At 73.8% G+C, this 23,641-nt stretch carries 16 protein-coding genes and 1 pseudogene; 11 read left to right on the forward strand and 6 right to left on the reverse strand.

The annotated features are described in order from the left end of the window. Positions 1-41: 41 nt before the first annotated feature. Positions 42-854 carry a hypothetical protein gene (locus RVR_RS16420; RefSeq protein ID WP_237405321.1) on the reverse strand — a complete coding sequence of 271 codons (813 nt, stop codon included), beginning with the start codon at positions 852-854 and terminating at the stop codon, positions 42-44. Positions 855-1,012: 158 nt separating this feature from the next. Here RVR_RS16420 and RVR_RS16425 point away from each other — a divergent pair, with 158 nt between their 5' ends. Together RVR_RS16425 and RVR_RS16430 are read left to right on the forward strand one after the other, a co-directional pair. Continuing rightward, entirely contained in the window at positions 1,013-3,487 is a 2,475-nt protein-coding gene (locus RVR_RS16425) for an SdrD B-like domain-containing protein (RefSeq protein ID WP_202234575.1), read from the forward strand. A gap of 347 nt (positions 3,488-3,834) precedes the next feature. Further along, positions 3,835-5,436 (forward strand): alpha-amylase family glycosyl hydrolase, encoded by a 1,602-nt coding sequence (locus RVR_RS16430; protein ID WP_202238702.1) that lies wholly within the window; start codon positions 3,835-3,837, stop codon positions 5,434-5,436. 250 nt (positions 5,437-5,686) lie between these two features. On the opposite strand, the gene RVR_RS16435 is transcribed toward RVR_RS16430, so the two are convergent. Continuing rightward, on the reverse strand, positions 5,687-6,901 hold the full coding sequence (locus RVR_RS16435; RefSeq protein WP_202234576.1) for a LacI family DNA-binding transcriptional regulator: 1,215 nt from the start codon (positions 6,899-6,901) through the stop codon (positions 5,687-5,689). Between the two features lie 398 nt (positions 6,902-7,299). On the opposite strand from RVR_RS16435, the gene RVR_RS16440 reads away from it, so the two are divergent. The 9 genes and pseudogenes from RVR_RS16440 to RVR_RS37625 all read left to right on the forward strand — a co-directional run bounded on the left by RVR_RS16440 (position 7,300) and on the right by RVR_RS37625 (position 18,254). Next, positions 7,300-8,952, forward strand: a complete 1,653-nt coding sequence (locus RVR_RS16440) for an ABC transporter substrate-binding protein (protein ID WP_202234577.1) — start codon at positions 7,300-7,302, stop codon at positions 8,950-8,952. Between the two features lie 31 nt (positions 8,953-8,983). Continuing rightward, positions 8,984-9,964 carry an ABC transporter permease gene (locus RVR_RS16445; protein WP_202234578.1) on the forward strand — a complete coding sequence of 327 codons (981 nt, stop codon included), beginning with the start codon at positions 8,984-8,986 and terminating at the stop codon, positions 9,962-9,964. A gap of 5 nt (positions 9,965-9,969) precedes the next feature. Then, positions 9,970-10,947 (forward strand): ABC transporter permease, encoded by a 978-nt coding sequence (locus RVR_RS16450; RefSeq protein WP_202234579.1) that lies wholly within the window; start codon positions 9,970-9,972, stop codon positions 10,945-10,947. Next, positions 10,944-12,788, forward strand: coding sequence for an ABC transporter ATP-binding protein (locus RVR_RS16455; protein WP_202234580.1), 1,845 nt, complete (start codon positions 10,944-10,946; stop codon positions 12,786-12,788). The genes RVR_RS16450 and RVR_RS16455 overlap by 4 nt, the downstream gene beginning before the upstream one ends. Further along, entirely contained in the window at positions 12,785-13,750 is a 966-nt protein-coding gene (locus RVR_RS16460) for an alpha/beta fold hydrolase (RefSeq protein WP_202234581.1), read from the forward strand. Before RVR_RS16455 ends, RVR_RS16460 begins: the two co-directional genes overlap by 4 nt. Positions 13,751-13,788: 38 nt before the next feature. Next, positions 13,789-14,964, forward strand: coding sequence for a glycoside hydrolase family 1 protein (locus RVR_RS16465; protein WP_237404786.1), 1,176 nt, complete (start codon positions 13,789-13,791; stop codon positions 14,962-14,964). 159 nt (positions 14,965-15,123) lie between these two features. Then, positions 15,124-15,633 carry a hypothetical protein gene (locus RVR_RS16470; RefSeq protein WP_430393236.1) on the forward strand — a complete coding sequence of 170 codons (510 nt, stop codon included), beginning with the start codon at positions 15,124-15,126 and terminating at the stop codon, positions 15,631-15,633. A gap of 101 nt (positions 15,634-15,734) precedes the next feature. Continuing rightward, a pseudogene (locus RVR_RS37620) lies at positions 15,735-17,135 on the forward strand (alkaline phosphatase family protein); the annotation flags it as partial. A 318-nt stretch (positions 17,136-17,453) separates the two neighbouring features. Next, positions 17,454-18,254: a YVTN family beta-propeller repeat protein gene (locus tag RVR_RS37625; RefSeq protein WP_237405322.1), complete on the forward strand. Its 801-nt coding sequence runs from the start codon at positions 17,454-17,456 to the stop codon at positions 18,252-18,254. A gap of 113 nt (positions 18,255-18,367) precedes the next feature. Here RVR_RS37625 and RVR_RS16480 read toward each other — a convergent pair whose 3' ends face one another. The 4 genes from RVR_RS16480 to RVR_RS16495 all read right to left on the reverse strand — a co-directional run bounded on the left by RVR_RS16480 (position 18,368) and on the right by RVR_RS16495 (position 23,587). Then, on the reverse strand, positions 18,368-19,186 hold the full coding sequence (locus tag RVR_RS16480; protein WP_202234584.1) for a DUF4232 domain-containing protein: 819 nt from the start codon (positions 19,184-19,186) through the stop codon (positions 18,368-18,370). A 228-nt stretch (positions 19,187-19,414) separates the two neighbouring features. Further along, entirely contained in the window at positions 19,415-20,845 is a 1,431-nt protein-coding gene (locus RVR_RS16485; protein WP_202234585.1) for a cytochrome P450, read from the reverse strand. An 88-nt stretch (positions 20,846-20,933) separates the two neighbouring features. Further along, positions 20,934-23,039, reverse strand: a complete 2,106-nt coding sequence (locus RVR_RS16490; protein ID WP_237404787.1) for an acyl-CoA dehydrogenase family protein — start codon at positions 23,037-23,039, stop codon at positions 20,934-20,936. A 14-nt stretch (positions 23,040-23,053) separates the two neighbouring features. Beyond that, complete coding sequence (locus tag RVR_RS16495) at positions 23,054-23,587, reverse strand: EF-hand domain-containing protein (protein WP_202234586.1); 534 nt, start codon at positions 23,585-23,587, stop codon at positions 23,054-23,056. Between the last annotated feature and the right edge of the window lie 54 nt (positions 23,588-23,641).

Below are 23,641 nucleotides of genomic sequence, written 5' to 3' on the forward strand. Positions count from 1 at the left end.
CAGGGCGGTGCCCACCCCCACGGCCGCGCCCCCAGGACGCGCTACGACGCCGGCGTGACCCCCGGCAGCGGCCGGACGGACAGGTACGCATGTGTGTCGAAGTCGATGACCACCGGCTGCGCCTCGGAGGCCACGCTCGCCCGTACCCGGTACATCGTCCCGTCCGGACCGACCCAGTAGCGCACGCTGCCCGAAGTCCCCTTCCCGTCCCGGTCGTGAGGGCCGTTCATGACGGTGACCCGATGGCCGCGCACCGTGGCCCGCCCGACGCGGGCGGCGCCGTTCTGGGGCAGCAGTTCCGCGTTGTCCGGCCGGTCGCTGCCGAGGCCGAGCACGATGGCCAGCGAGCTGTCCAGCGAACTGCCGGCCGTCGTCAACGGGCGTCCGTACCAGCCGGACCCGGGCGGGGAGGCGGGCGCGACGGCCGGGGCGTCCGCCATCGGGTGGACGAAGACCCTGGTGGCCGTCCACTCGATCAGCCCGTCGCTGGACGCGTCGCGCCCGCTGCCGCGCACCACCCCGTAACCGACGCCGGCGCGGTAGTCGACGGACCCGGTGACGGCCAGCCCGCCGGCCGTGCTCGGCACGGTGACCGTCACCGCGCGGCCCCCGGCCCGGTAGTTGAGGAACCGCGTGATCGCCAGCCGGTCGGCCTCGTCCGCGCTCAGCGCGCGCCGTCCGCCCGAACCGTCACCGCTGCCGCCGCCGGCAAGGACGAGAACGAGGACGAGGACGACGGCGAGCGCGGCCGCCGCGGCACCCGCCAGCGCGAGGGCGACGGCCGCCCCGCGCAACCGCGGCCGGCCGGAACGCCGGCCGGGCGGGCGCCGCGGGACGACCCTGGTGACTCTCATGCTCCCCACGCGGCGCGATGCTAACAGCCCGCGACTCGAACACCCTTCGAAACCGCGTGTTTCCGATGCGTGACGAAGTGTCAACTTGTAGCGTGGGCTGTGAGGTTGCTGTGGCGGTACCGGTGACCGGTGTCGCGTGGGACGAACAAGGGAGTGCCATGCCATCACACAGGCTGGTCCGGGTGGGGCTCTCCGGCCTCCTCCTGGTGGGCGCGGCCACGGGCACGGTCGCGGCGGGCGCCGGTACCGCCGGGGCCTCGACCTCCGACGGCACCCTGACCGTCGAGGTGTTGCGCGACTTCCTCGGCACCGGCGTGATCAACGCGACCACCGACGTGCCGCAGCGGGGGATGAAGGTCGACGTCGCCGACGCCGGCGGGCACCACGTCACCGGGACCACGGACGCGACCGGGAAGGTCGTGGTGCCGGCCTCGGACCGGCTGACCGGCGGCCGCTACCGCGTCGACGTCACCGTCCCGGCGGCCTACAGCGGCTACCTGCGGGCGGCGCCCGCCTCGACCGCGGCGGACCACTTCGACAGCTTCACCAGCTTCGTGGACGTCTCGGACGGCAAGGACGCCTCGGTGATCACCGGGGTCTGGGACGCGGCGGACTACACGCTGCCGGACTCCCGGTACTTCGTTCCGGTCCAGAACGGCGCGAACGGCACCGACACCCGGGCGCTGGTGTCCTTCGGCACGGACGCCCGCGGCACCTGTCCCACCGACGCGTCCTGCCCGACCACGCTGGACACCCAGGCCGAGGTGGGCACGACGTTCGGCCTGGCGTACGACCGCTACCGCGGCCGGCTGTTCCAGAGCGCGTTCGCGCGCCGCTACGCCCCGTACGGGCCGGAGGGCGGCGGCGCGATCTACACCGTGCCCGCCGACGGCGGGGGCGCGAAGCCGTTCGCCACGGTGCCGGGCGCCGCGGTGACGCCCCACGACACCGCCGACATGATCAAGGACCCCGCCTTCACCGAGGCGCCGGGCGAGGAGAGCATCGGCGGCCTGGCCCTGTCGGAGGACGGCTCGACGCTCTACGCGGTGAACCTCCTCACCCGCTCCCTGGTGAGCTTCGACGCGACCGGCTCCACCGCGTCGAAGCCCGAGGCCACCGTGCCGATCCCCGACCCGGGCTGCGCGGCGCCCGGCGACTGGCGGCCCTTCGCCCTCGCCGTCCACGACAACAAGCTGTACGTCGGCGGCGTCTGCGACGCGGAGAGCACGAAGCAGCGCGCGGACCTGGAGGCCGTCGTCGCCACGTACGACGGCAAGCGGTTCGCCACGGTGCTCACCCAGCCGCTCACCGCCGCGCGCGGCACCGTCTTCACCGGCATCGGCACCCCGGACCAGGCCACCCACTGGAACCCGTGGGACACCTCGCTGGCGACGTGGGACCAGCGGAAGGTGGGCAACAGCTTCATCGACCCGCAACCGGAGCTGTCCGGACTGGCGTTCGCCGGCGACGGCTCGATGGTGCTGGGCTTCCGCGACCGCTTCATGGACGTCCTCAGCGCGAAGGGACTGGACCCGCGCCCAGGGGACGACACCGCGGAGTTCGGCATGTCCGGTGGCGACATCGACATGGCCTGCGCCGACCCCGACGGCGGGTACGCCTGGGAGGGCACCGGTGACTGCCCCGACCACGCCACGCCCGCCGGCGACGACAACGAGGCCGCCGGCGTCGTCGAGTACTTCCCCGGCGACTTCTACGCCGGCGGGCACCAGGAGACCGCGCTCGGGGCCGTGGCCCACATCCCGCGCGAACCCTCGGTCGTCAGCACCGAGTTCGACCCGACCGTCCACGTGGAGACCGCCGGCACCGGCTACTACGACCTGACGACCGGTCAGGGACCGGGCAACGACCCTGCCGCCAACGCCTACCAGTTCGTCGGCCAGGAGCAGAACGGCTTCGGCAAGGCGGGCGGCCTCGGCGACATCGCGTACGCCGCGGCCAACGCGCCGATCCAGATCGGCAACGTGGTGTGGTTCGACGGCGACCACAACGGCGTCCAGGACCCCGGTCAGCCGCTGCTCCCGGGCGCCACGGTCAGCCTGCTCGACGCGGACGGCGAGCAGGTCGCCACGACCACCACCGACGCGGACGGCGAGTACTACTTCGGCGGGGTCGGCGCCGACTACCGGTTGACGCCGGGCGCGAAGTACACCGTGCGGTTCGACGTGTGCACCGCCGACACCTCCGGCGTGCCGGGCGAACCCGGTGCGGACAGGCTGCGGTTCACCCTGCCGCTGGCCGGCGGCGACCGGGCGCACGACTCCGACGTGGTCCCGCCGACCACCGGCCGGCTGTGCGACGGCTCCGCGCCCGTCACCGCCCCGGCGGACCCGGGCGGCGTCGACCACACGATCGACGCGGGCGTCTACGTCCCGCAGAAGACACCGCCGACGTCCGCCCCGCCGACGTCCGCGTCCCCGTCCCCGTCGCCGACCTCCGCGCCGCCGAGCGGCCCTGCACCCTCGAACTCGGCCCGGAGCGGATCGGGTTCGGGCTCCCTCGCCGACACCGGCCTGTCCGGCGTCGCGGAGATCCTCGCGGTCGTCGCGCTGCTGGTCGGCACCGGCGCGGTGTTCGCCTACGTGAGCCGCAGGCGGCACGCCGGCCACCACTGATCCCCGACCACCCCGGCGGGGCGGTGCACCGACGCACCGCCCCGGCATCCGGCACCCCGGCGCGGCCCCTCCGCTCTTCAGCGAGGCGGCCGCGTCGGCGCGTGCACCGCGAACAGGGCGGGCCCACCGGGCGCGTCCACGTGCGCGCGGGCCGGATAACGCGCGCAGGCCGCGCGGGCGGAGACCCGGAGACGGGCACCGCCGCGGGAAGCGGTGCGCGACCGGGGGTGCTGGTGCACGGGGTGGCGGAACACGCGCTTGTATGCGCTTACATAGGGTCGTACAATCGCCATCCCGACGAAAGGGCTCCCGTGGGGTTCAACGGACAACCGATCGGCACGGCCCCCGTGCGCGCGCACCGGCGGCCGCCGTCGTGGCTCTCCGAGGCCGTCGTCTACCAGATCTACCCGGCGACCTTCGCCGACTCCGACGGCGACGGCATCGGCGACCTGCGCGGGGTGCGGGACCACCTCGACCACCTGGACTGGCTCGGCGTGGACACGCTGTGGCTGAGCCCCTGCTTCGCCTCGCCGTTCGGGGACGGCGGGTACGACGTCAGCGACTACCTGACCGTCGCACCCCGCTACGGCAGCAACGAGGACGCCGACGCGCTCATCGAGGCGGCCCGCGCCCGCGGGATGCGGATCATGCTCGACCTCGTCCCCGGACACACCTCCCACCAGCACCCCTGGTTCCAGGCGGCCGTGCAGGACCCGGACGACCACCGGTACATCTGGTCCGACCGCGTCGCCTCGCCGGTGCGCGGCTGGATCCCCAACCACGCGGCGCGCGGCGGCTACTACCTGGCGAACTTCTATCCGATCCAGCCCGCCCTGAACTTCGGCTACGCCCGCCCCGACCCGGCCGAGCCGTGGCGGCAGCCGGTGGACGCGGCGGGGCCGCGGGCCAACCGCGCCGCGCTGCGGGAGATCATGGGGCACTGGTTCGACCGCGGTGTCTCCGGCTTCCGCGTCGACATGGCCGCCTCGCTGGTCAAGGACGACCCCGGGTTCGTCGAGACCGGCCGGCTGTGGGGGGAGATGCGGGAGTGGATCGACCGGGAGCACCCCGGGCGCATCCTGCTGTCCGAGTGGGGCGACCCGAAGACCGCGGTCCCGGCCGGGTTCCACGCGGACTTCTTCCTGCACTTCACCGGCCCCGCCCTGCGCTCCCTGTGGGACAACGGCACCGGCAGCCAGGGCCCGTGGGCCGACGGGCGGCCCTGCTACTTCGACCCCGACGGCCGGGGCTCGATGAGCACCTTCCTGGAGGCCTGGCGCGAGGCCGACGCCGCGATCGACGGCACCGGCCACGTCGCCCTGCCCACCGCCAACCACGACTTCTCCCGGCTGGCCTGCGGTCCCCGCACCCGCGACATGGTCGCGCCCGCCTTCGCCTTCCTGCTCACCTGGCCCTCGGTGCCGGTCGTCTACTACGGCGACGAGATCGGCATGCGGTACGTCCCCGGGGTGCCGGACAAGGAGGGCAGCCAGCTCGACTCCGAGGCGCGCCAGGGCTCCCGCACCCCGATGCAGTGGGACGGCTCCGCGGGCGCCGGCTTCTCAGAAGCGGCCGAGGACCGCTTCTACCTGCCCCTCGACCCCGACGGCGACCGGCCCGACGTGGCCGCCGCCCGGGCCGACGAGGGCTCCCTGCTGCACCACGTGCGACGGCTGATCGCGCTGCGCAGGCAGACGCCCGCGCTCGGCACCGGCGGCACCGTGCGGGTGCTGCACCAGGACTACCCCTTCGTCTACCTGCGCGGCGACCGCCACCTCGTGGTGGTCAACGGGCGCCGCGAACCCGCGACCGCGCCCTGGCCCGCCACGGGCTCCGCGCCGCGCGCGCTCGCCGCCCACGGCGTGGAGGTGACCGGCTCGGACATCCGGGCGGCGGGGTTCTCCTACGGCGTCTACGAACTCGCTCCGGACGCGGCGGTGCCCGCGTAGGGCCCGCGTAGGCCGGCATCCCCGGCCCGCCCGAGCGCCCCGCCGCCCGGTGTCCGTACGGTCCGAACGGGCCCGGGCCGTACGGAGGTTCGCGGCGGGCCGCAGGGGCGGCGCCTCGCACAACGGTCCACCGTCGCCCGAACGGACCTGCCGGGCGGACCTGCCGCACACAGGAGTTCACCGTCGGCCGGGCGGAAGGGCGCCCGACCCGACACCCCGGTCCGTCACCCCCGGCGCGGCGCCGTGTCCGTCACCCCCGGCGCGGCGCCGGCACCGGCTCGACGCAGCCGCAACTGGCCCGCAGCACCAGGGTCACGGGGAGCACCACTGCGTGCGGTTCGCGCGCCGGTGCGCCGATACGGTCCACGAGCAGCGCGACCGCCTCCTCGCCGATCCGCCGGCTGGGCTGGCGGACGGTGGTCAGCGGCGGCTGGGCCATCGCGCCGAGCGGGATGCCGTCGAACCCGGTCACCGCGATGTGCTCGGGCACGCGGACGCCGTGCGCGGCGAACTCCTCCAACGCCCCCACCGCCATCTGGTCGTTGGCGAGGATCAGCGCGTCGGGCAGCCCGGCGGCCGGGTCCGGCCCGCCCCCGGAAGCGGCCCCGGAAGCGGCCCCGGGAACGGCCCCGGACGCGGCTGCGGACCCGGAGGCCGCACCCGCCCGGGAAACCGCCCCCGACGCCGCCGCGTCGATGAGCACCCGCGCCGCGTCCCGCCCGGCGGTCCGCGTGAGGTCGCCGCGCAGCGCCGGCTCCGCCGGGACCGGCAGCCCGGCGTCCCGGCACGCGTCCCGGTACCCGAGGAAACGCGCCTCGGCGTCGGGCGAGTCCGCCGGTCCGCCGACGAACGCCAGGTCGGCCAGGCCGTGTTCCTCGATCAGGTGGCGGGTCAGCTCCCGCTGCCCGTCGCGGTTGTCGACCTGGACGTTGTCGAGGTGGTCCAACTCCGGCGGCCCGGCCAGCATCACCACCGGCATCCGGCGGGAGACCGTCTCCAGTTCCCGGGCGGCCACGGTCCGGGACATGACCGCGAAGCCGTCGACGTGGCCGGCCACGGTGGCGACCAGGCTCGTCGGGTCGTCCCGCAGCGAGGCGGCGACCAGCAGGGCGAAGCCGCGGCTGCGGGCGGCGCGCTCCATGCCGCGGATGATGTGGTCGGCGTAGAGGGTCGCGGCGTTCTCGTCGCCGTCGCCGGGCGCGTCCGTCTCGGGGTCGGCGTAGTCGGGGATGCACAGGCCGAGGATGCCGGTGGTCCGGCTGGCCAGGCCGCGGGCGCTGCCGCTGGGGACGTAGCCGAGGTCGCGGGCGGCGGCGAGCACCTTCTCCCGGGTGGGCGCCCGGACCGCGTCCGGGGAGCGGTAGACCCGGGACACCGTGGCGATCGACACGCTCGCCCGCTCGGCCACGTCGTAGACCGTCGGCGTCCCGGTCGTGCCGGTCGCCGGTTTCCGCGCAGTGACCACCTGGTGCTCCTCTTCCCGCGAGCGCGTACCCGCCTGCTCCCCGTATGCGCATACACGCCGGAGCAACACCGTACCTCCCCTGATCAGGGCACGATCTCGCCGCGCGGGCCCCTGGTGATCGCGCGCAGCGCCCGGCGGGGCACCGCAGGAGGTCCGCGGAGCGCCCGCCCGGACCCCGCGGGAGGCCCGCCCGGCCCCCGCGGGACCGCCGAAGGACGCCCGGGGGACGCCCGGGAGACGCCCGGGGGACGCCCGGGGGACGGCGGCAGACCGTACCCGGTTCACAGGACAGGAACCTTGCGGAAACGAAATGTATGCGCATACAGTGCGGAAAGCGCAGGCAGGAAGCCTGTGCCCTCCCTTCTCGGAGGCGCCTCAAGGGAGAGGAACGCTCCACCATGACGCGTGCCAGCGGGAGGCGGCTGAGGGCCGCTGCCGCTTTCGGGGTCGCCGCCATGCTCGTCGCCACCGGGTGCTCGGTCTCCGTCAGGTCCGGCACCTCGAACGTCGGCCCCACCACCCTGCTGGTCGGGGGCGCCGACAACGGCACGCCGGCCCTCTTCCGGAACTTCAACCCGTTCTCGCCGAACAAGCGCAACCTGACGACGTGGATGTACGAGCCGCTGGAGGTCGTCAACAACCTCGACGGCGCCGAGACGCCGTTCCTGGCCACCGGCCACACGCAGCCGGACGCCCGGACCGTGGACTTCCACATCCGGCAGGGCGTGCGCTGGTCGGACGGCACGGCGTTCTCGGCGGCCGACGTGGCCTACACCTTCGAGCTGCTGCGCAGCCACCCGGCGCTGGACACGGCCGGCGTGTGGCAGCACATCAGCTCGCTGTCGGTCAGCGGCGACCACGTGGTCTTCCACCTGAAGAACGCGGACGTCCCCGCGGCGAAGGTGATCGAGCAGACGCTCATCGTGCCGGAGCACGTCTGGCGCAAGGTGAAGGACCCGGTGACGTACACCGATCCGAACCCCGTGGTCACCGGCCCGTACACGCTGGCGCGCTTCACGCCCAACCAGTACACGCTGGCCAAGAACACGGCGTACTGGCAGGCCGACAAGGTCGAGGTGCAGAAGGTCATCGTGCCGGGCTCCAGCTCCGACCTGGCCATCGCCACGCAGGGCTACGACTGGGCCTACTCCTTCTTCCCGAACGTGGACAGCACCTGGGTGAAGGCGGACGCGCAGCACAACAGCTACTGGTTCCCGCCCGGCGGCATCGTCGGGCTGCTGCCCAACCTCACCAAGGCGCCGTTCGACGACGTGGACTTCCGCACCGGTCTGTCGCTGGCGCTGGACCGCCAGCAGATCGCCGACAAGGCGGAGCAGGGCTACGTGAAGGCGGCCAGCCAGACCGGACTGCTGCTGCCGAACGAGAAGGCGTCGCTCAACACCTCCATCCCGGACCAGGGGATGGTGTCCCAGGACACCTCGGCCGCGCTGGCCGCGTTCGCCAAGGCCGGCTACACCCGGCGCGGCGGCAAGCTCGTGGACCGCGCGGGCAAGCCGCTGAGCGTGGGCCTCACGGTGCCGGACGGCTGGTCGGACTGGTTGCAGGGCGCCCAGGAGATCATCCAGCAACTGCGCGCGGTCGGCATCACCGTCCGGCTCGACAAGCCGCAGCCGGCCGCCTACCAGCAGGACCTGCAGAACGGCGACTTCGACCTGGCGCTGGGCACCGTCGGCGGTTCCGGCTCGCTCTACCAGGACTACAACAACCTGCTGAACTCCGCGTTCAAGAAGGCGGTGGGCACCTCCACCGCCTCCAACTACGAGCGCTACGGCGACGCGACGACCGACGCGCTGCTCAACCGGTTCCGGACCACCACCGACCCGGCCGAGCAGAAGCGGCTCGCCGACCGGTTGCAGAGCGTCGTCTACGCCCAACTGCCCGAGATCTCGCTCTTCTACGGCGGGCTGTGGGGCCTGTCCAGCGACAAGAAGTTCACCGGCTGGCCCAGCCAGAAGAATCCGTACGCGTCCTTGATGACCTGGGGTTCCACCCCGCTTCTGGTGATGACGCACCTGCGGTTGGCGCAGTAGGCGACCGCGGAAGGGACGAGGAGAACCCCTCATGCGCTACATCCTGCGCAAGTTCGGGCTGCTGCTGCTCACCTTGTGGGCGGCGGTCACGCTCAACTACGCGCTCCCCCGGCTGATGCCGGGCTCGCCGGCCGACGCGGCCGTCGCGAAGCTCTCGCAGAACGGCCCGGTGGCACCCTCCACCCGGGCCGCGATCGAGGCGCAGTTGGGCGTGCCCAGCGGCAGTTGGTGGCACCAGTACGTGCAGTACCTGAACACCGTCGTCCACCTGCGGTTCGGGGTGTCCTACACCTTCTTCCCGCAGTCGGTGTCCAGCATGGTGGGCCAGGCGCTGCCCTGGACCCTCATGCTGGTGGGCCTGGTGACGGTGCTGGCGTTCGTCGTCGGCTCGCTGATCGGGGTGGCCGCGGCCTGGCGGCGGGGCACCTGGCTGGACTCGCTGCCCACCCTGTCCGGCGCGTTCCTGGCGGCGTTCCCGTACTTCTGGACCGCGCTGCTGCTGGTCTTCTTCGCCGGCTACGTGCTCGGCTGGTTCCCGACCTCGGGGGCGTACTCGGCGGACGCGGTGCCGAACTTCTCGGCGGGGTTCGTCCGCGACTCGCTCTACCACGCGGTGCTGCCGGCGCTGACGATCCTGGTGACCTCGCTGGGCGGCTGGATCCTCGGCATGCGCAACTCGATGATCGGCACCATCGGCGAGGACTACGTGACCTTCGCCGAGGCCAACGGCCTGCGCGGGCGCACCGTCGCCCTGCGCTACGCGGCCCGCAACGCGCTGCTGCCCAACCTCACCGGCTTCGGCATGGCGCTGGGCGGCGTGGTCGGCGGCTCGCTGCTGGTCGAGCAGGTCTTCAACTACCCCGGTGTCGGCCACCTGCTGTACAGCGCGGTGACCAACCACGACTACCCGCTGATGCAGGCGCTCTTCCTGATGATCACGGTGTGCGTGCTGGTCGCGAACTTCATCGTGGACGTCCTCTACGGCGTCCTGGACCCCCGGACCAGGCGGTGACCGAGATGACCTCCCCTGCTACGAACCCGCCGACGCCTCCGACGCCCCCGACGCCTCCTGTCCCGCCGGCACCGGCAGCGGCCACCGGGCCCGCCGCTCCGCCGAGTTCGGGTGCGCTGCGCGCGCTCAAGGTCTTCGGCCGCAGCTTCGGCACGGTGTGGAGCAACGGCAAGGCCCGCCTGGGCCTGGTGATCCTCGCGCTCTTCGTCCTGGTGGCCGTCCTCGCGCCGGTCATCGCGCCGTACTCGCCGCACGCCAACGACTTCACGCCCGGTGCCGGCAGCAGTTCCGCACACCTGCTGGGCACCACCGGCGCCGGCGAGGACGTGCTGTCCCAGCTCCTGTACGGGGCGCGGGTGTCGATCGTGGTCGGGTTCGTCGCCGGCGGGCTGGCCACGCTGGTGGCGGTGGCCGTCGGGCTGTCCTGGGGCTACCTGCGCGTGTGGCTCGGCGACGTGGTCAACTTCGTCGTCAACCTCTTCCTGGTCGTCCCCGGCCTGCCGTTGATGATCATCATCGCCGCCTACCTGCAGAACGGCGGGCTGAAGATGGTCGTGCTGGTGGTCGTGATCACCGGCTGGGCGTGGGGCGCGCGCGTGCTGCGGGCGCAGACCCAGTCGCTGCGCAGCCGGGACTTCGTCACCGCGGCGCTGTTCAGCGGCGAGAGCGCCACCCGGGTGGTGTTCCGGGAGATCCTGCCCAACATGACCTCGATGATCGCCGGCTCCTTCTTCGGCGCGGCCACCGCGGCGGTGCTGTCGGAGTCCGGACTGTCCTTCCTCGGGCTCGGCGACCCCTTCACGGTGAGCTGGGGCTCGATGCTCTACTGGGCACAGAACTCCAACGCCCTCCTCACCGGCCAGTGGGTGCTGCTGTTCGCTCCCGGCCTGTGCGTCGCGCTGCTGGCCACCGCGATGACCCTGGTCAACTTCGGTGTCGACGGGCTGAGCAACCCGCGGCTGCGGGAAGGGAGCACGCGATGAGCCTGCTCGACGTCAGGAACCTCAGCATCGTCTACGAGCCGCGCGGCGCCGAGCCGACCACCGCGGTCAAGGACGCCTCCTTCCGGCTCGCGCAGGGCGAGTTCGTCGGCCTGGTCGGCGAGTCGGGGTCGGGGAAGTCCACCCTGGGCTTCGCGCTGACCCGGCTGGCCAAGCCCCCGGCCCGGATCTCCGGGGGCAGCATCCTCTTCGACGGCACGGACATCGCCGAACTGGACACCGAGCAGGTGCGGTTGCAGCGGCACGGCGGCTTCGCCATGGTGTTGCAGTCCGGCATGAACGCCCTGAACCCGGTCCGCACCATCGGCCACCACTTCGGCGACGTCTTCGCCGCCCACGGCCACGTGCCGCGGGCGCGCCGGCGCACCCGCGCGGTCGAGCTGCTGGAGAAGGTCGAGCTCACCGCGGCGGTGCTGGACCGCTACCCGGGCGAGCTGTCCGGCGGCATGCGGCAGCGCGTGTCGATCGCGCTCGCGCTCAGCCTGGAACCGCGGCTGATGGTCTTCGACGAGCCGACCACCGCGCTGGACGTGATGGTCCAGCACGCGGTGATGCGCACCATCCGGGAACTCCAGGAGAGCGAGGGCTTCACCGCGGTCCTGATCAGCCACGACCTGGGGGTGGTGCTGGAGTCGACGGCCCGGGTACTGGTGATGAAGGACGGCGTCATCGTGGAGGACGCCCCGTCCCGGGAGGTCTTCGAGCGCCCGCGGCACCCCTACACGCGGACGCTGCTCGGGCACTACGCCGACCCGCGCGCGGAGGTGGTGGAGCTGCCGGGCCTGCCGGCGGCCGCGCCGAAGGCGGCGGGCGGTGACGGGCCCGCGGGCCCGGACGACCGTACGGGTACGGGTACGGGTACGGGCGGGGGCACGGGTACGGGTACGGCTACCGGTGACGGCTCGCGTACGGGCGAGAGCTCGGACCCGCGGGAGCGTGCGCGCGGTGCCGGCTCCGCCGGCGGGCACCCGGGCGGCCGTACGGGGACGCGCGCGGCCGCGCAGGACGCGATCGTCGTCACGGACGTCGGCCGGGTCTACCCGGGGCGGCGGCGCGGGGACGCGCCGGTGACGGCCGTGGAGGGGGTCTCCTTCCGGCTGGAGCCGGGCGCGTCGATGGCCCTGGTCGGGCAGAGCGGATCGGGCAAGTCCACCCTGGCCAAGCTGGTCACCGGGGTCGAGCAGCCCACCAGCGGCACCGTCTCCTTCGGCGACCTGCGGGTGGACCGGCTGCGCCGCAGGCAGCTCCACCGGCTGCACGCCGACGTCCAGATGGTCTTCCAGGACCCGTACGCCGCGCTCAACCCGCTGCACACCGTCGAGTACACGCTCACCCGGCCGGTGGTGAACTTCACCGGGCGCAAGGGCGCGGAGGCCCGCCGGCGGGTGCTCGAACTGCTGGAGATCGTCGGGCTGACCCCCGTCGAGCAGTTCGCCGCGCGGCTGCCGCACGAGCTGTCCGGCGGCCAGCGCCAGCGCGTGGTCATCGCCCGCGCGCTGGCGAGCGACCCGCAGGTGCTGATCGCCGACGAGCCGGTCTCCATGCTCGACGTCTCGCTGCGGGCCGGCGTGCTGGCCCTGCTGCGCGACCTGCGCAGCGACTTCGGGGTGTCCCTGCTGTACATCACCCACGACCTGCTCTCGGCACGGGTGGTGACCGACCGGATCATGGTGCTGCACCAGGGCCGGGTGGTGGAGTCCGGGCCGACCGCTCAGGTGCTGCGCTTCCCCGAACACGACTACACCACCCGGCTGCTGGACTCCATCCCGCAGCCCGCACGCCGCTTCGCGGACACCGCCGGCAGCGGGGAGGGGGCGGCATGAGCGCGAACGGCACGGACGCGAGCGGCGTGAGCGGCGTGAGCGGAGGGGACGCGCGGGCGCGGGCCCGGACGGAGGCGGCCCGGCGGGTCCGGCCCGGGCAGCGTTTCAGCGTGCTCCCGGTGCCGGACACGGTCGAGGTGCTGGAACTGGACGTGCCGGTGGGCGCGTTGACCGCGCTGCGGGCGCGCCCGGCGGACCGGGCCCTGGGCACCGCCCTGCTGGTGCCCGGGTTCACCGGCTCCAAGGAGGACTTCCTCCCGCTGCTGCCGCTGCTGGCCGACCGCGGCTTCGACGCCTGGGCGTTCAGCCAGCGCGGGCAGGGCGACTCGGCCGCGCCCGCCGGCGAGGAGTCGTACACCCTGGACGCCTTCTCCGGCGACGTCATCCATGTGGCCTCGCTCCTGGCCGACCTGACGGGACGCCGGCACGCGCACCTGGTCGGCCACAGCTTCGGCGGCACCGTCGCCCGGGCGGCCGCGATCAGCGGCGGGCGGGAGGCGTTCGCCGACCTGACCATGCTCTGCTCGGGCCCGCACGGCTGGCCGGGCCGCAAGGCCGCCGAGGAGGCGCGGCTGCGCGGCGCCGGCAAGCGGACCGACCTGTGGACCCTGGACCGCCCCGAGGCGGCCCGGACCGCCCGGCGCGCCCCCGAACAGCTCAGCCCGGCCGAGCGGTTCCTGCGCGAGCGGTCGCTGCGCACCAGCGTGGACAACCTGCTCGGGGCCATCGGCGTGCTCGCCGACCCGTCGGACTCCACGCCGCTCCTGGCCGCCACCGGGCTGCCCGTCCTGGTCGCCCACGGGCGCCACGACGACGCCTGGCCGCAGGAGTGGCAGCGCACGATGGCCGAACGCCTCGGGGCGCGCCACGAGATCATCGCCGACTCCGGCCACCTGCCCAACCAGGAGAACCCGGTCGCCACCGCCGACCTGCTCTCCGACTTCTGGTCGCACACCCGCTGACCGGTCGTCACCTGTACCGACACGAACGAGGTTCCTCCGTGCTGCACTTCCCCGACGGTTTCCTGTGGGGCGCCGCCACCGCCGCCCACCAGATCGAGGGAAACAACATCAACAACGACTGGTGGCCGCGCGAGCACACGCCCGGCACCAGCATCGTCGAGCCCTCCGGAGACGCCTGCGACAGCTACCACCGCTTCCGCGAGGACATGGCGCTGCTGCGCGACGCGGGCCTGGACACCTACCGGTTCAGCATCGAGTGGAGCCGGATCGAGCCCGAGGAGGGCGTGGTCTCGCGCGCCGCGGTCGACCACTACCGCCGCATGGTGGACACCGCGCTGGACCTGGGGATCACCCCGATGGTGACGCTGATGCACTTCACGGTCCCGCGCTGGTTCGCGCGGGAGGGTATGTGGCGCAGTCCCCGGGCGGCCGACCGCTTCGCCCGGTTCACCGAGCTGGCGCTCCCGGTGCTGGGCGACGACGTGAAGTGGGTCTGCACCGTCAACGAGCCCAACATCGCGGCGATGATCGCCGGCGGGGAGGACCCGGCGAACCTCGTGGCGTACGGCCTGCCGGCGCCGGACCTCCAGGTCGCGGACACCCTGCTGGCCTGCCACCACCGCGCGCGCGAGGTGCTGTCCGGTGTGGGCGGGGTGCGCTCCGGCTGGACCGTCGCCACCCAGGCGTTCCAGGCCGAGCCGGGCTGCGAGCAGGCCGCGCACGCCTACGGCCACCACCGCGACGACTGGTACCTGGAGGCCGCGCGCGGCGACGACTGGGTCGGCGTACAGGCCTACACCCGTACGATCATCGGTCCGGACGGCCCCCGCCAGGTGCCGGAGGGCGTGGAGACCACGCTGACCGGCTGGGAGTACTACCCGCGGGCGCTGGAGCTGGGGGTGCGCAGCGCGTGGGAGAAGACCGGGGGCGTGCCGGTGTTCGTCACCGAGAACGGCATCGCCACCGCCGACGACGCCCGCCGGATCGACTACACCCGCGACGCGCTGGCCGGCCTGCACGCGGCCGTCGCGGACGGCGTGCGGGTGGAGGGCTACCTGCACTGGAGCCTGCTGGACAACTACGAGTGGGCGTCCGGTTTCCGGCCGACCTTCGGCCTGGTCGCCGTCGACCGGCAGACCTTCGTCCGCACCCCCAAGCCGTCGCTGGCGTGGCTGGGGCAGGTCGCGCGCGAAGGCGGGCTCACCCCGCGGTAGCCGGTCCCGACGCGGGGGACGGGCGTACGCAGGGGGCGGGCCCGACGCGGGCGGCGAGGGGACGGCGCGGGCGGCGGGGGGGACGGCGCGGCGGCGACCGGTCTTGTCATGTTCACGAATCGGGCTAGCCTGAGAACCTGCCCGGCCCGCACGCCCCGCCTGTCCCCCACGCCACAGGAGGCCCCCGTGTCCGTCCACCCCCGCCGACTCGCCGCCGCCGCCCTGATCGCGGCCGGCGCCCTCGCGGTCGCGGCACCGTCCGCCCAGGCCAGCGGCACCAAGATGACCCAGGCGGCGGCCGCCGCCAAGCTGTCCGCCGCGGGCGTCACCTGGAGTTCGAGCGGCAACTGCACCACCCGCTCCAACTCCACCTGCACCTCCTTCGACCAGATCAACTCCGGCACGGTCGACGCCGTGATCACGCTGAAGGGCGCCAGCGGCTGCGCGATCAACATCACCGGCGGCACCGAGGTCGGGCACGCCTCCGGCACCTACAGCCACTACAACGGCTACAAGGTGGACCTCGCGCACAACGCGTGCATCGACGCCTACGTGCACAACAGCTTCACCTACATCGGCTACCGCAGCGACGGCTACCCGCAGTGGCAGGCCGCCTCCGGCAACCTCTACTGCGACGAGGGCAACCACTGGGACGTGACCGTCTACTGACGGCGGCCCGTTGGGGCGACAGCGCGATCTCCCACCGCCGTACGGCGGCACCCGTGGTGTGTCGTACGGACGTTCACGATCTTCGACGGTGAAGGTGTGGCATGGCTGATTTCTCGCGTAGACGGCTCCTGAGGTCCGCGTTCGGCGTCGGCGGCGCCGCGGCGGCGATGTCGCTGCTGCCGCCGAACCTGCGGCGCGCCATGGCCGAGCCGGCCACCGCCCCGGGATCGCTCGACGACATCGAGCACGTGGTGATCCTCATGCTGGAGAACCGCTCCTTCGACCACTACTTCGGCACCCTGCCGGGGGTCCGCGGCTTCGACGACCCGGACGCGGTGACGCTGTCCACCGGACGGTCGGTCTTCTACCAGCCCGACCCGGTCAACCCCGACGGCTACCTGCTGCCGTTCCACCTCGACACCAAGGCGAGCAGCTCGCAGGCGATCCCCTCGACCAGCCACGCCTGGTCGGTGCAGCACGCGGCGGTCAACGGCGGCCGGATGGACCAGTGGCTGCCCGCCCACCGCGCGGCCGACGGCCAGGCCAACGCCCCGTACACGATGGGCTACTACAAGCGCGACGACATCCCGTTCCACTTCGCGCTCGCCGAGTCGTTCACCCTGTGCGACGCGTACTTCTGCTCGCTGCTCGGCCCCACCTGGCCCAACCGCCTCTACCACTGGAGCGGCACCATCGACCCGGCGGGGCTGGCCGGCGGCCCGGTGATCAGCAACGTGATCCCCGCCCCGTTCCGTTGGACGACCTACCCCGAGCGCCTCACCGCGGCCGGCGTGTCCTGGCACGTCTACCAGCAGGAGGACGACTACGGCACCAACCCGCTGGAGTGGTTCCAGGCCTACCAGGACGCGAAGCCCGGCGACCCGCTCCACGAGCACGCCCTGACCATCGGCCCGGCCGACCAGTTCGTGCGCGACGCGGTCAACGACCGGCTGCCGACCGTCTCCTGGATCATCCCGACCTCCGAGCAGAGCGAGCACCCGGACTACATGCCCGCCGCCGGCGCCGACTTCCTCGCCCGCCAGCTCGACGCGGTCGCGGCCAACCCCGACGTGTGGCGCAAGACCGTCTTCATCGTCAACTACGACGAGAACGACGGCCTGTTCGACCACATGGTGCCGCCGATGCCGCCGGCCGGCACGCCGGGCGAGTTCGTCGGCGGGCTGCCGATCGGCGCCGGCGTGCGGGTGCCGTGCCTGATCGTCTCGCCCTGGACGCAGGGCGGCTACGTCGCCGGCGAGCCCTTCGACCACACCTCGGTGCTGCGCTTCCTGGAGCGGGTCACCGGCGTGCGCGAGACCAACATCTCCGACTGGCGCCGCGACACCTTCGGCGACCTGACCTCGGCGCTGGGCCTGCCGAGATCCCGGCCCTTCCCCCGACTGCCCGACACCAAGCAGCAGTTCTGGGCCGCCGAGAACGAGGTCGCCACGCTGCCGCCGATCACCCTCCCCGGCGCCGACCAGACCCCGCCCCACCAGGAGGCGAAGGGCCAGGTGGCCGAGGAGGAAAAGGCGTCGCCGAACGCGCCGTTGGGGCCGACCTCGGCGCCCGTCTCCGGGTCCGCGCCGCACCCCCGCAACCGCCCGTACGCCATCAGCCGGATCGTCGAGAACGCCACCACGCACCGCTCGGACTTCCCGCACGGCACCGAGGGCACCAACTTCCCCGGCATCCAGGAGGCCGTCCCCGGTGTCGGCCCCACCACCGGCACCCACGTCTACACCGTCGGCGTGGTCAGCTTCACCCTCGCGGTGATCGACGCGTCCAGCCGGCAACTCGTCGCCAGCATCAGGGCCGGCGTGAGCCCGTACGGCCTGGCGAGGACGAACGACGGCGCCAAGCTCTACTTCAGCAGCTCCGGCGAGAACTCGGTCTCCGTCTACGACACCACCACCGGCGTGGTCGGCGCGAGCATCGGCGTCGGGCCCTACCCGCACGGCCTGGCCACCTCCCCCGACGGCCGCAGCCTCTACGTCGCCAACACCGGCCCCGACACCGGGTCCGGCGGCTCGCAGACGCTCTCGGTCCTCGACACCGCCTCCGACACCGTCACCGCCACCTGGAGGACCGGCACCAGCCCGCACTCCATCGCCCCCGGCACGGACGGCAGCACGCTCTACGTCTCCTGCCAGGACGGGCTGTCCGTGGTGGACACCGGCACCGGCGGTCAGCGCGCCCTGCTCGCCGACCAGGCCGGGTCCAGCGGGGTCGCCGTCCACCCCGACGGCAGCCGCGTGTACGTGGTCAACACCTGGCAGGACACCCTGTCGGTCGTCGACACCCGCACCCACCGGGTGCTCGCCCGCGTCCGCGTCGGCCGCACGCCCTGGCAGGTGGCCGTCAGCCCCGACGGCTCACGGGTCTACGTCACCAACTCCCGGGACGACACCGTGTCCGTGATCGACGCGGCCCGCAACAGGGTGGTCGGCACCGTCGGCGTCGCCCACGTCCCGACCACCGTCACCGCGACCGCCTCCACCGTCTGGGTCGCGACCAACGCGTCCGCGACGATCGACGCGATCGACGCGAGGTCGCTGGCGTTCCTGGGCAGCACGCCGCTCGGGCTGACCACCAGCCCGGCGGGGTTGCTCGTCGCGTAGGGGGGTGGAACGGCGACGGCCGCCGCGGGCCGGGCCGGTCGGTTGGCCGGTCGGCCGGCCTGGGACTGCCGTTCGTTCCGTGCGGCTCGGGGCGCGGCCCGGCGCGCGGCCGGTCACCAGGTGAGGGCCTCGTCCATCGTCTGCTGCCAGTAGGTGGTGGTGAGGGTGTCGTCGATGTAGACGCCCTCGGCCGGCAGCGCCGGGTGAGCGGCGGCGCCGACGCTGCCGGCGCCGGAGCGGCCGGAGAAGAGGACGGCCAGGGTCTTCGCGGTGTAGCCGTACCGGCCGCTGCCGTCGGCCGCCGACAGTCGGACCGAGGCGTAGCCGGACTCTCCCGGGAAGAGGGTGACCACGGCCTGCGGGTGGGACTCCTCGACGACCGGCGGCACCGCCTGGGCGCCGGTGAAGTCCAGCGCGGGGTAGCCGTAGAGGTAACAGGTCCGGTCGCCGGTGTTGGTGACCGTGAGGAGCATGTGGTTCACCGGGCGGTTCAGCGGGGCGGCCGTCATCTTGGTGGTGGAGCCCTCGCAGGTCACCGCCCCGCCGGCTGCCCCGCCGCTTCCTGTCCTCCCCGACGCGCCGGCCGCCTTGCTCCCTCCGCTCTGGCCCGCCGTCCCGCCCGCGGCCGGCGCCTTGCTCGCCGCGTCGGTCTCCGGAGTCCTGGCGGCCGGGGCCGTGGGCGTCCCCGAGGGGTGCGGGGTGCCCGCGGGGGCCGGAGCCGTCGTGGACGGGCCGCCGTGCGCGGCCCCCTCGTCCCTGCTGCCCGTGCCGTCGTCGGTGCAGGCGGTCATGGACAGCGCGGCGACCACGACGGCGGCGGCGGTGACGGCGAGACGGGCGCGGGTGCCGCCGGTGCGGGTGTGGCCGGTGGCGTGGCTGCCGCCGGTGCGGGTGTGACTGGTGCGGGTGTGACTGCTGCGGGTGCTGGACATCTGGGGTCCCTCTCTCGCCGGTTCGAGCCGGTGTGCCGGCCGGACACCCCGAGCCTGTGGCGCGATCCGTCCCACCCGCCACGTCCGCGGGCCGGTTCGGGACACTGGAACGCCGGAACGGCCGGTGACCTGGGAGGACACCCTCCCCCTGGAACGCCCGAACGGGACGCCCCGGCGTGCCCGCGCCCTTTCGACGGCATGCTCCGCGCCGCCGGCGCGGCCCCCGCGCTACCTTCCGCCGGGCCGCAGCCGGCGGTGGAAGCGGACGCGGGCGCCGCGCGCGGGCACGAGGGTGACCGAGAGCAGCCGGGCCGGCTCGGGCGGGCCCGCGGGCGCGGGGACGGCGCGGGCGAGGACCTCCCTGAGCACCGTCTCGACCTCCAACTGGGCCAGCGGCACCCCGATGCAGCGGCGCACACCGCCGCCGAACGGGGTCAGGGAGTACGCCGCCGGGTCCGCGTCGAGATGGCGTGCGGGCCGGAACGCGTGCGGCTGCGGCCACAGCCTGCGGTCGAGGTGGACCGGCGGGAAGAGCGCGGCGACGAAGGCGTGCCGCGGCACCGGGCGGCCCGCGAGTTCGGTGTCGCGGGCGGCGGTGCGGATCGCGTAGTACACGGCCGGGCGCAGTCGGCCGGACTCCCTGACGGTCGCCTTGAGCAGGCGGTCGGAGCCCGCGTCGAGGTCCGCGATCAGCGCGTCCCGCTCGGCGGGGTGGTGCGCGAGCAGGTGCAGGGTCCACGCGATCGTGGTCGCGGTGGTCTCGTACCCCGCCAGGAGGAGGCCGGTCAGCTCGTCCAGCACCTGCTCGTCGTCGAGACCCGCGCCGTGCTCGTCGCGGGCGTCGAGCAGCATGGACAGCACGTCGTCGCGGGCGGCGCGCCCGGGCCGGGCGGAGCGGCCCGCCACGCCCCCGCCCCGGCCGGCCGTTCCGCCGACGCGGCCGGCGCCGCCGGTGCTTCCGGACTCCGCCCGGCGCAGCGCGATCTCCGTACGCGTCAGGTCCCGGACGGTCGCGCGCAGCCGCGCGAAGCGGCCGCCCGGGGAGAGGGGGCCGAGGTCGCGCTGCAACGGCCGCGGCAGGAACAGCACGGCGACGTTGTCCATCGCCACGAACGCGGTCAGCGCCCGCCGGAAGACCGCCACCCGCCCGGGGTCGGTCAGGCCGAAGACGACCCGCAGGATGACGTCGAGGGCCAGCCGCTGGGCCCACGGGCGTACGGCCACGCCGTCGCCGGTCAGCAGGTCCGGCAGCCCGGCGCGCACCAGTTCCCGCATCCGCTCGGCCCAGCGGGTGACCCGCTCGCCGTGGAACGGCGGCAGCAGCAGCTTGCGGTGCCGCAGGTGGCGGGGCGGCGGGGTGCAGATGAGCGATCCGGCGCCGACCGCGGGCCGCAGTAGGGCCGCGCCGTGGCCGCCGACGAACCGCTCGTGGTCGGTCAGCACCTCCCGGTTGGCGCCGAGGTCGGCCGCGCACACCAGCGCCGCCCGGTACGGGTGGGCCCGCAGCGAGAACACCGGGCCCAACTGCTCCCGCAGGGCGAGCCCGTAGCCCTGCGGGTCGTACAGCATCCGCAGCGTCTGGACGGCGCGGGGCGCGCGGGGCGCGGGCGGGAAGCGCCGCGGGTCCCACGAGGGCTCACGGGCGAACGCATTGCTCATGGCGGACGTCACTCCTCACATGGCCTGCGGCTGGCGGTGTACGCCGCCCCGCCCCTCCCCCCGATCGGCGCTCCCGCCGCCCCGCCCCTCAGCCGACGACCACCTCCTGGTGCCACGGACCCGCCGGGTCGTCGTAGACCGCGCCGAAGCCCTCCGTCGCGATCGGTGCCTCCAGGACCTCGTCCGGGATGGCGAAGGCGTCCACGAGCGTGAGCGCGTGCGGCGCCAGTTCGGCGGTGATCCGGTCCACGGCGGGGCCGATGCCGCGCACGGCCTCGGCGGTGAGGTGGCCGTCCGCCAGGAGTTCCCCCGCGTGGGGCGCGAGGCGTTGCAGCGCGAACAGTTGGAAGAGGCGGTCGAGCGTCCCGCGCGTCGCCGCGTCGCCGATCCGGTCGACCGCGGCAAGATACGCCTCCGCCGCCCGCCGGGTGGCGTACGCGTCGACGAGGTCGAGCGCCGGGTTCACCGCGTGGTTCCAACGGTCCATCGGACCGGTGCTGGGGCGGCCGAGCCGGTCCCGGGCGCGCCGCAGGCACTGCGCCTCATGGCGCGACAGCACACCGAGGAGCAGGCGCGAGTCGGTCAGCGTGCCGGTCGGCGGACCGGGCGGCACGGCGGCGCCGGCGGGTGGCCGGTAGCCGCGGCCGGTCAGCATGTCCGCGGCGGCCTTGGTCCAGATGACGAGGTTGTCCCCCTCCGCCGTGATGGTGCTCTCGATGGGAGTGATCAGGTCGACGATCCGGTTGGCGGACAGCAGGCCCTGGGCGCCGCAGCGTTCACGGCACTCCATCGCGATGTCCCGTGACTGCCAGGTGATCCAGCCCTTCGCCGCGGCGACGAGCACGTCCACCTCCGCCGAGTCGACGGAGTCGCCGGGGCCGCCGGAGCCGCGGGAACCGCCGGGGCCGCCGTCCGGCTCGTCGATCCCGGTCGGCTCGCCGGGGACCGTATCCGCCGTGCTCCCCGTGCCCGTGCTCCCCGCGCCCGCCCAGGTTTCCGCGAACTCGCCGTCGTCCCTGCGGCCGCAGTCCCGCACCGCCTCCCGCAGCAGGAACGTCGCCGCGTACGCACGCGCCACCGCTCCCAGCAGCCTGGTCTGGTGGCAGCGGTAGGCGAACACGCTGACCCCGGCCCGGCCGGCGGGGGCGAAGGTCTGCCGGTGGTGGGCGTACCGCACCGCGATGGCCAGCGCCGACCGGGCGCCGCCCACCGCCGCCCCGCTGAGGCACAACTTGCCGGTGGTGACGCGCTGGATGGACCGGAGGAACCGGCGGCGCCTGCTGCCCACCGCGCTGTGGAAGGCTCCCTCGGCGGTCAACTCCGCGTCCTCGCCCGCCAGCAGCGCCGACCTCGGCAGCACCACCCTGTCGAACGACGTGATGGCGTGGTCGACGGCGGAGCCCGGGATCTCCGACAGCCTGCGTATGCGGATGCCGGGCAGCGGTCCCCGGTCGTCGCGCAGCGGCACGAAGAACAGGTGGATGCCGCAGTTCTGGCCGCGGACGATCAGCCGGGCCGCGACCAGCCCGCTCTTGCGGCCGCCGGAGGGGCCGGTGTTGGGCATGAACTTCTGCGCGCCCGCAGTCGGGGTGTGCAGGACGAGGTCGTCCGTCTCCGGGCGGTAGGTCGCGGTGGTCTCCAGGTCCGCCGCGTTGTTGCCGTAGCCGAGTTCCGTGATCAGGACCGCGCCGTAGTCGTGGAGCCGGACGAACGGGGCCGGGTCGAGCGCGCGCCCGGGGTCCAGCCGGAGGAGGCTGCCCAGGAAGAGGTTGTAGTGGATGGTCGCCAGCGTGGTCACCGATCCGTCGACCATTCCCAGCCATTCGTGCAGCGCGACCAACCGCGTGGTCGAGCCGACGAATTCCTCGACGGAGCCGATCGTGTCGTTGACGACCCGCAGGCGCTCGTAGGCGAGTTCGGAGCGATCGGGCAGCGACGAACCGTCGCGATAACGGAACACCTTCCGGCGGAGCACCTCCGCCCAGTGGCGGTGCGCCGCGTCGAAACGCCCGTCGAAGAGCACGTCGGTCAGCGGCTCCGCCAGCACCGGGCCCACCGGTTCGGCGTCCCCCGCACCGACCGGAGTGTCCGGGGCGCCCGGGGCGCCCGGCGGATCCTGCGCGTCAGGCGGGCCCTGCGTGTCCGGCGGGCCGTCCCCACCGCGGGGCATCGGCATCCACGCGGTCGCGGTCACCGTGCGGTCCTGGCTCACAGGGGGCCGAAAAGCTGGTGGCTCGCCCCGTTGGCCGGGTCCTCGTCGCAGTAGTACTGCGCGGCCGCGGTCATCAACTGCTCCAGGGTGAGGGTGCCGCTCGGCCCCGACAGCAGGTCGAAGGTGTGTCCCGCGTGGTCCGCGGGGACGCCGACGGCCGCGACGACCGCGGCGAACTCGCCCCTGTCGACCAGCCCGTCGTCGTCGCGGTCGGCGAAGTGGAAGCCCGCTGAGTACAGCGGGCCGATCAGCGTGTCGAAGTTGTCGCTCACGTGCCGCACGGCACGGCGGAACTCGTCCTTGTCGATCCGGCCGTTCCCGTCGGCGTCGGCCGTCGCGCGCAGGGCGTGCCAGTAGTCCGCCATCGCGTCGGAATACCGCTGCCCCTTGGCGAGGCTGCGCTCATCACCGAACGAGGCGCGCACGCGATCGGCCATCGCCACGAAGTCGTCCTCCGCGATGGCGCCGTCGCCGTTGACGTCCAGGAGCGAGAAAAGCCGCTCGTACTTCTGGTCCAGCAACTCCCCCATCAATCCCCTCCACCCTCCCAGTGCGGCCGCTCGGCCACATCAGGAATTTTCCCC

The organism is Streptomyces sp. SN-593 (assembly GCF_016756395.1).
Classification (GTDB): domain Bacteria; phylum Actinomycetota; class Actinomycetes; order Streptomycetales; family Streptomycetaceae; genus Actinacidiphila; species Actinacidiphila reveromycinica.

Bases quoted from the DNA above. Each gene is read 5' to 3' on its own strand.
- RVR_RS16450 (WP_202234579.1), top strand. From the start codon at position 9,970: ATGACCTCCCCTGCTACGAACCCGCCGACGCCTCCGACGCCCCCGACG.
- RVR_RS16495 (WP_202234586.1), bottom strand. From the start codon at position 23,587: ATGGGGGAGTTGCTGGACCAGAAGTACGAGCGGCTTTTCTCGCTCCTG.
- RVR_RS16445 (WP_202234578.1), top strand. From the start codon at position 8,984: ATGCGCTACATCCTGCGCAAGTTCGGGCTGCTGCTGCTCACCTTGTGG.
- RVR_RS16440 (WP_202234577.1), top strand. From the start codon at position 7,300: ATGACGCGTGCCAGCGGGAGGCGGCTGAGGGCCGCTGCCGCTTTCGGG.
- RVR_RS16485 (WP_202234585.1), bottom strand. From the start codon at position 20,845: ATGAGCAATGCGTTCGCCCGTGAGCCCTCGTGGGACCCGCGGCGCTTC.
- RVR_RS16425 (WP_202234575.1), top strand. From the start codon at position 1,013: ATGCCATCACACAGGCTGGTCCGGGTGGGGCTCTCCGGCCTCCTCCTG.
- RVR_RS16460 (WP_202234581.1), top strand. From the start codon at position 12,785: ATGAGCGCGAACGGCACGGACGCGAGCGGCGTGAGCGGCGTGAGCGGA.
- RVR_RS16455 (WP_202234580.1), top strand. From the start codon at position 10,944: ATGAGCCTGCTCGACGTCAGGAACCTCAGCATCGTCTACGAGCCGCGC.
- RVR_RS16480 (WP_202234584.1), bottom strand. From the start codon at position 19,186: ATGTCCAGCACCCGCAGCAGTCACACCCGCACCAGTCACACCCGCACC.
- RVR_RS16420 (WP_237405321.1), bottom strand. From the start codon at position 854: ATGAGAGTCACCAGGGTCGTCCCGCGGCGCCCGCCCGGCCGGCGTTCC.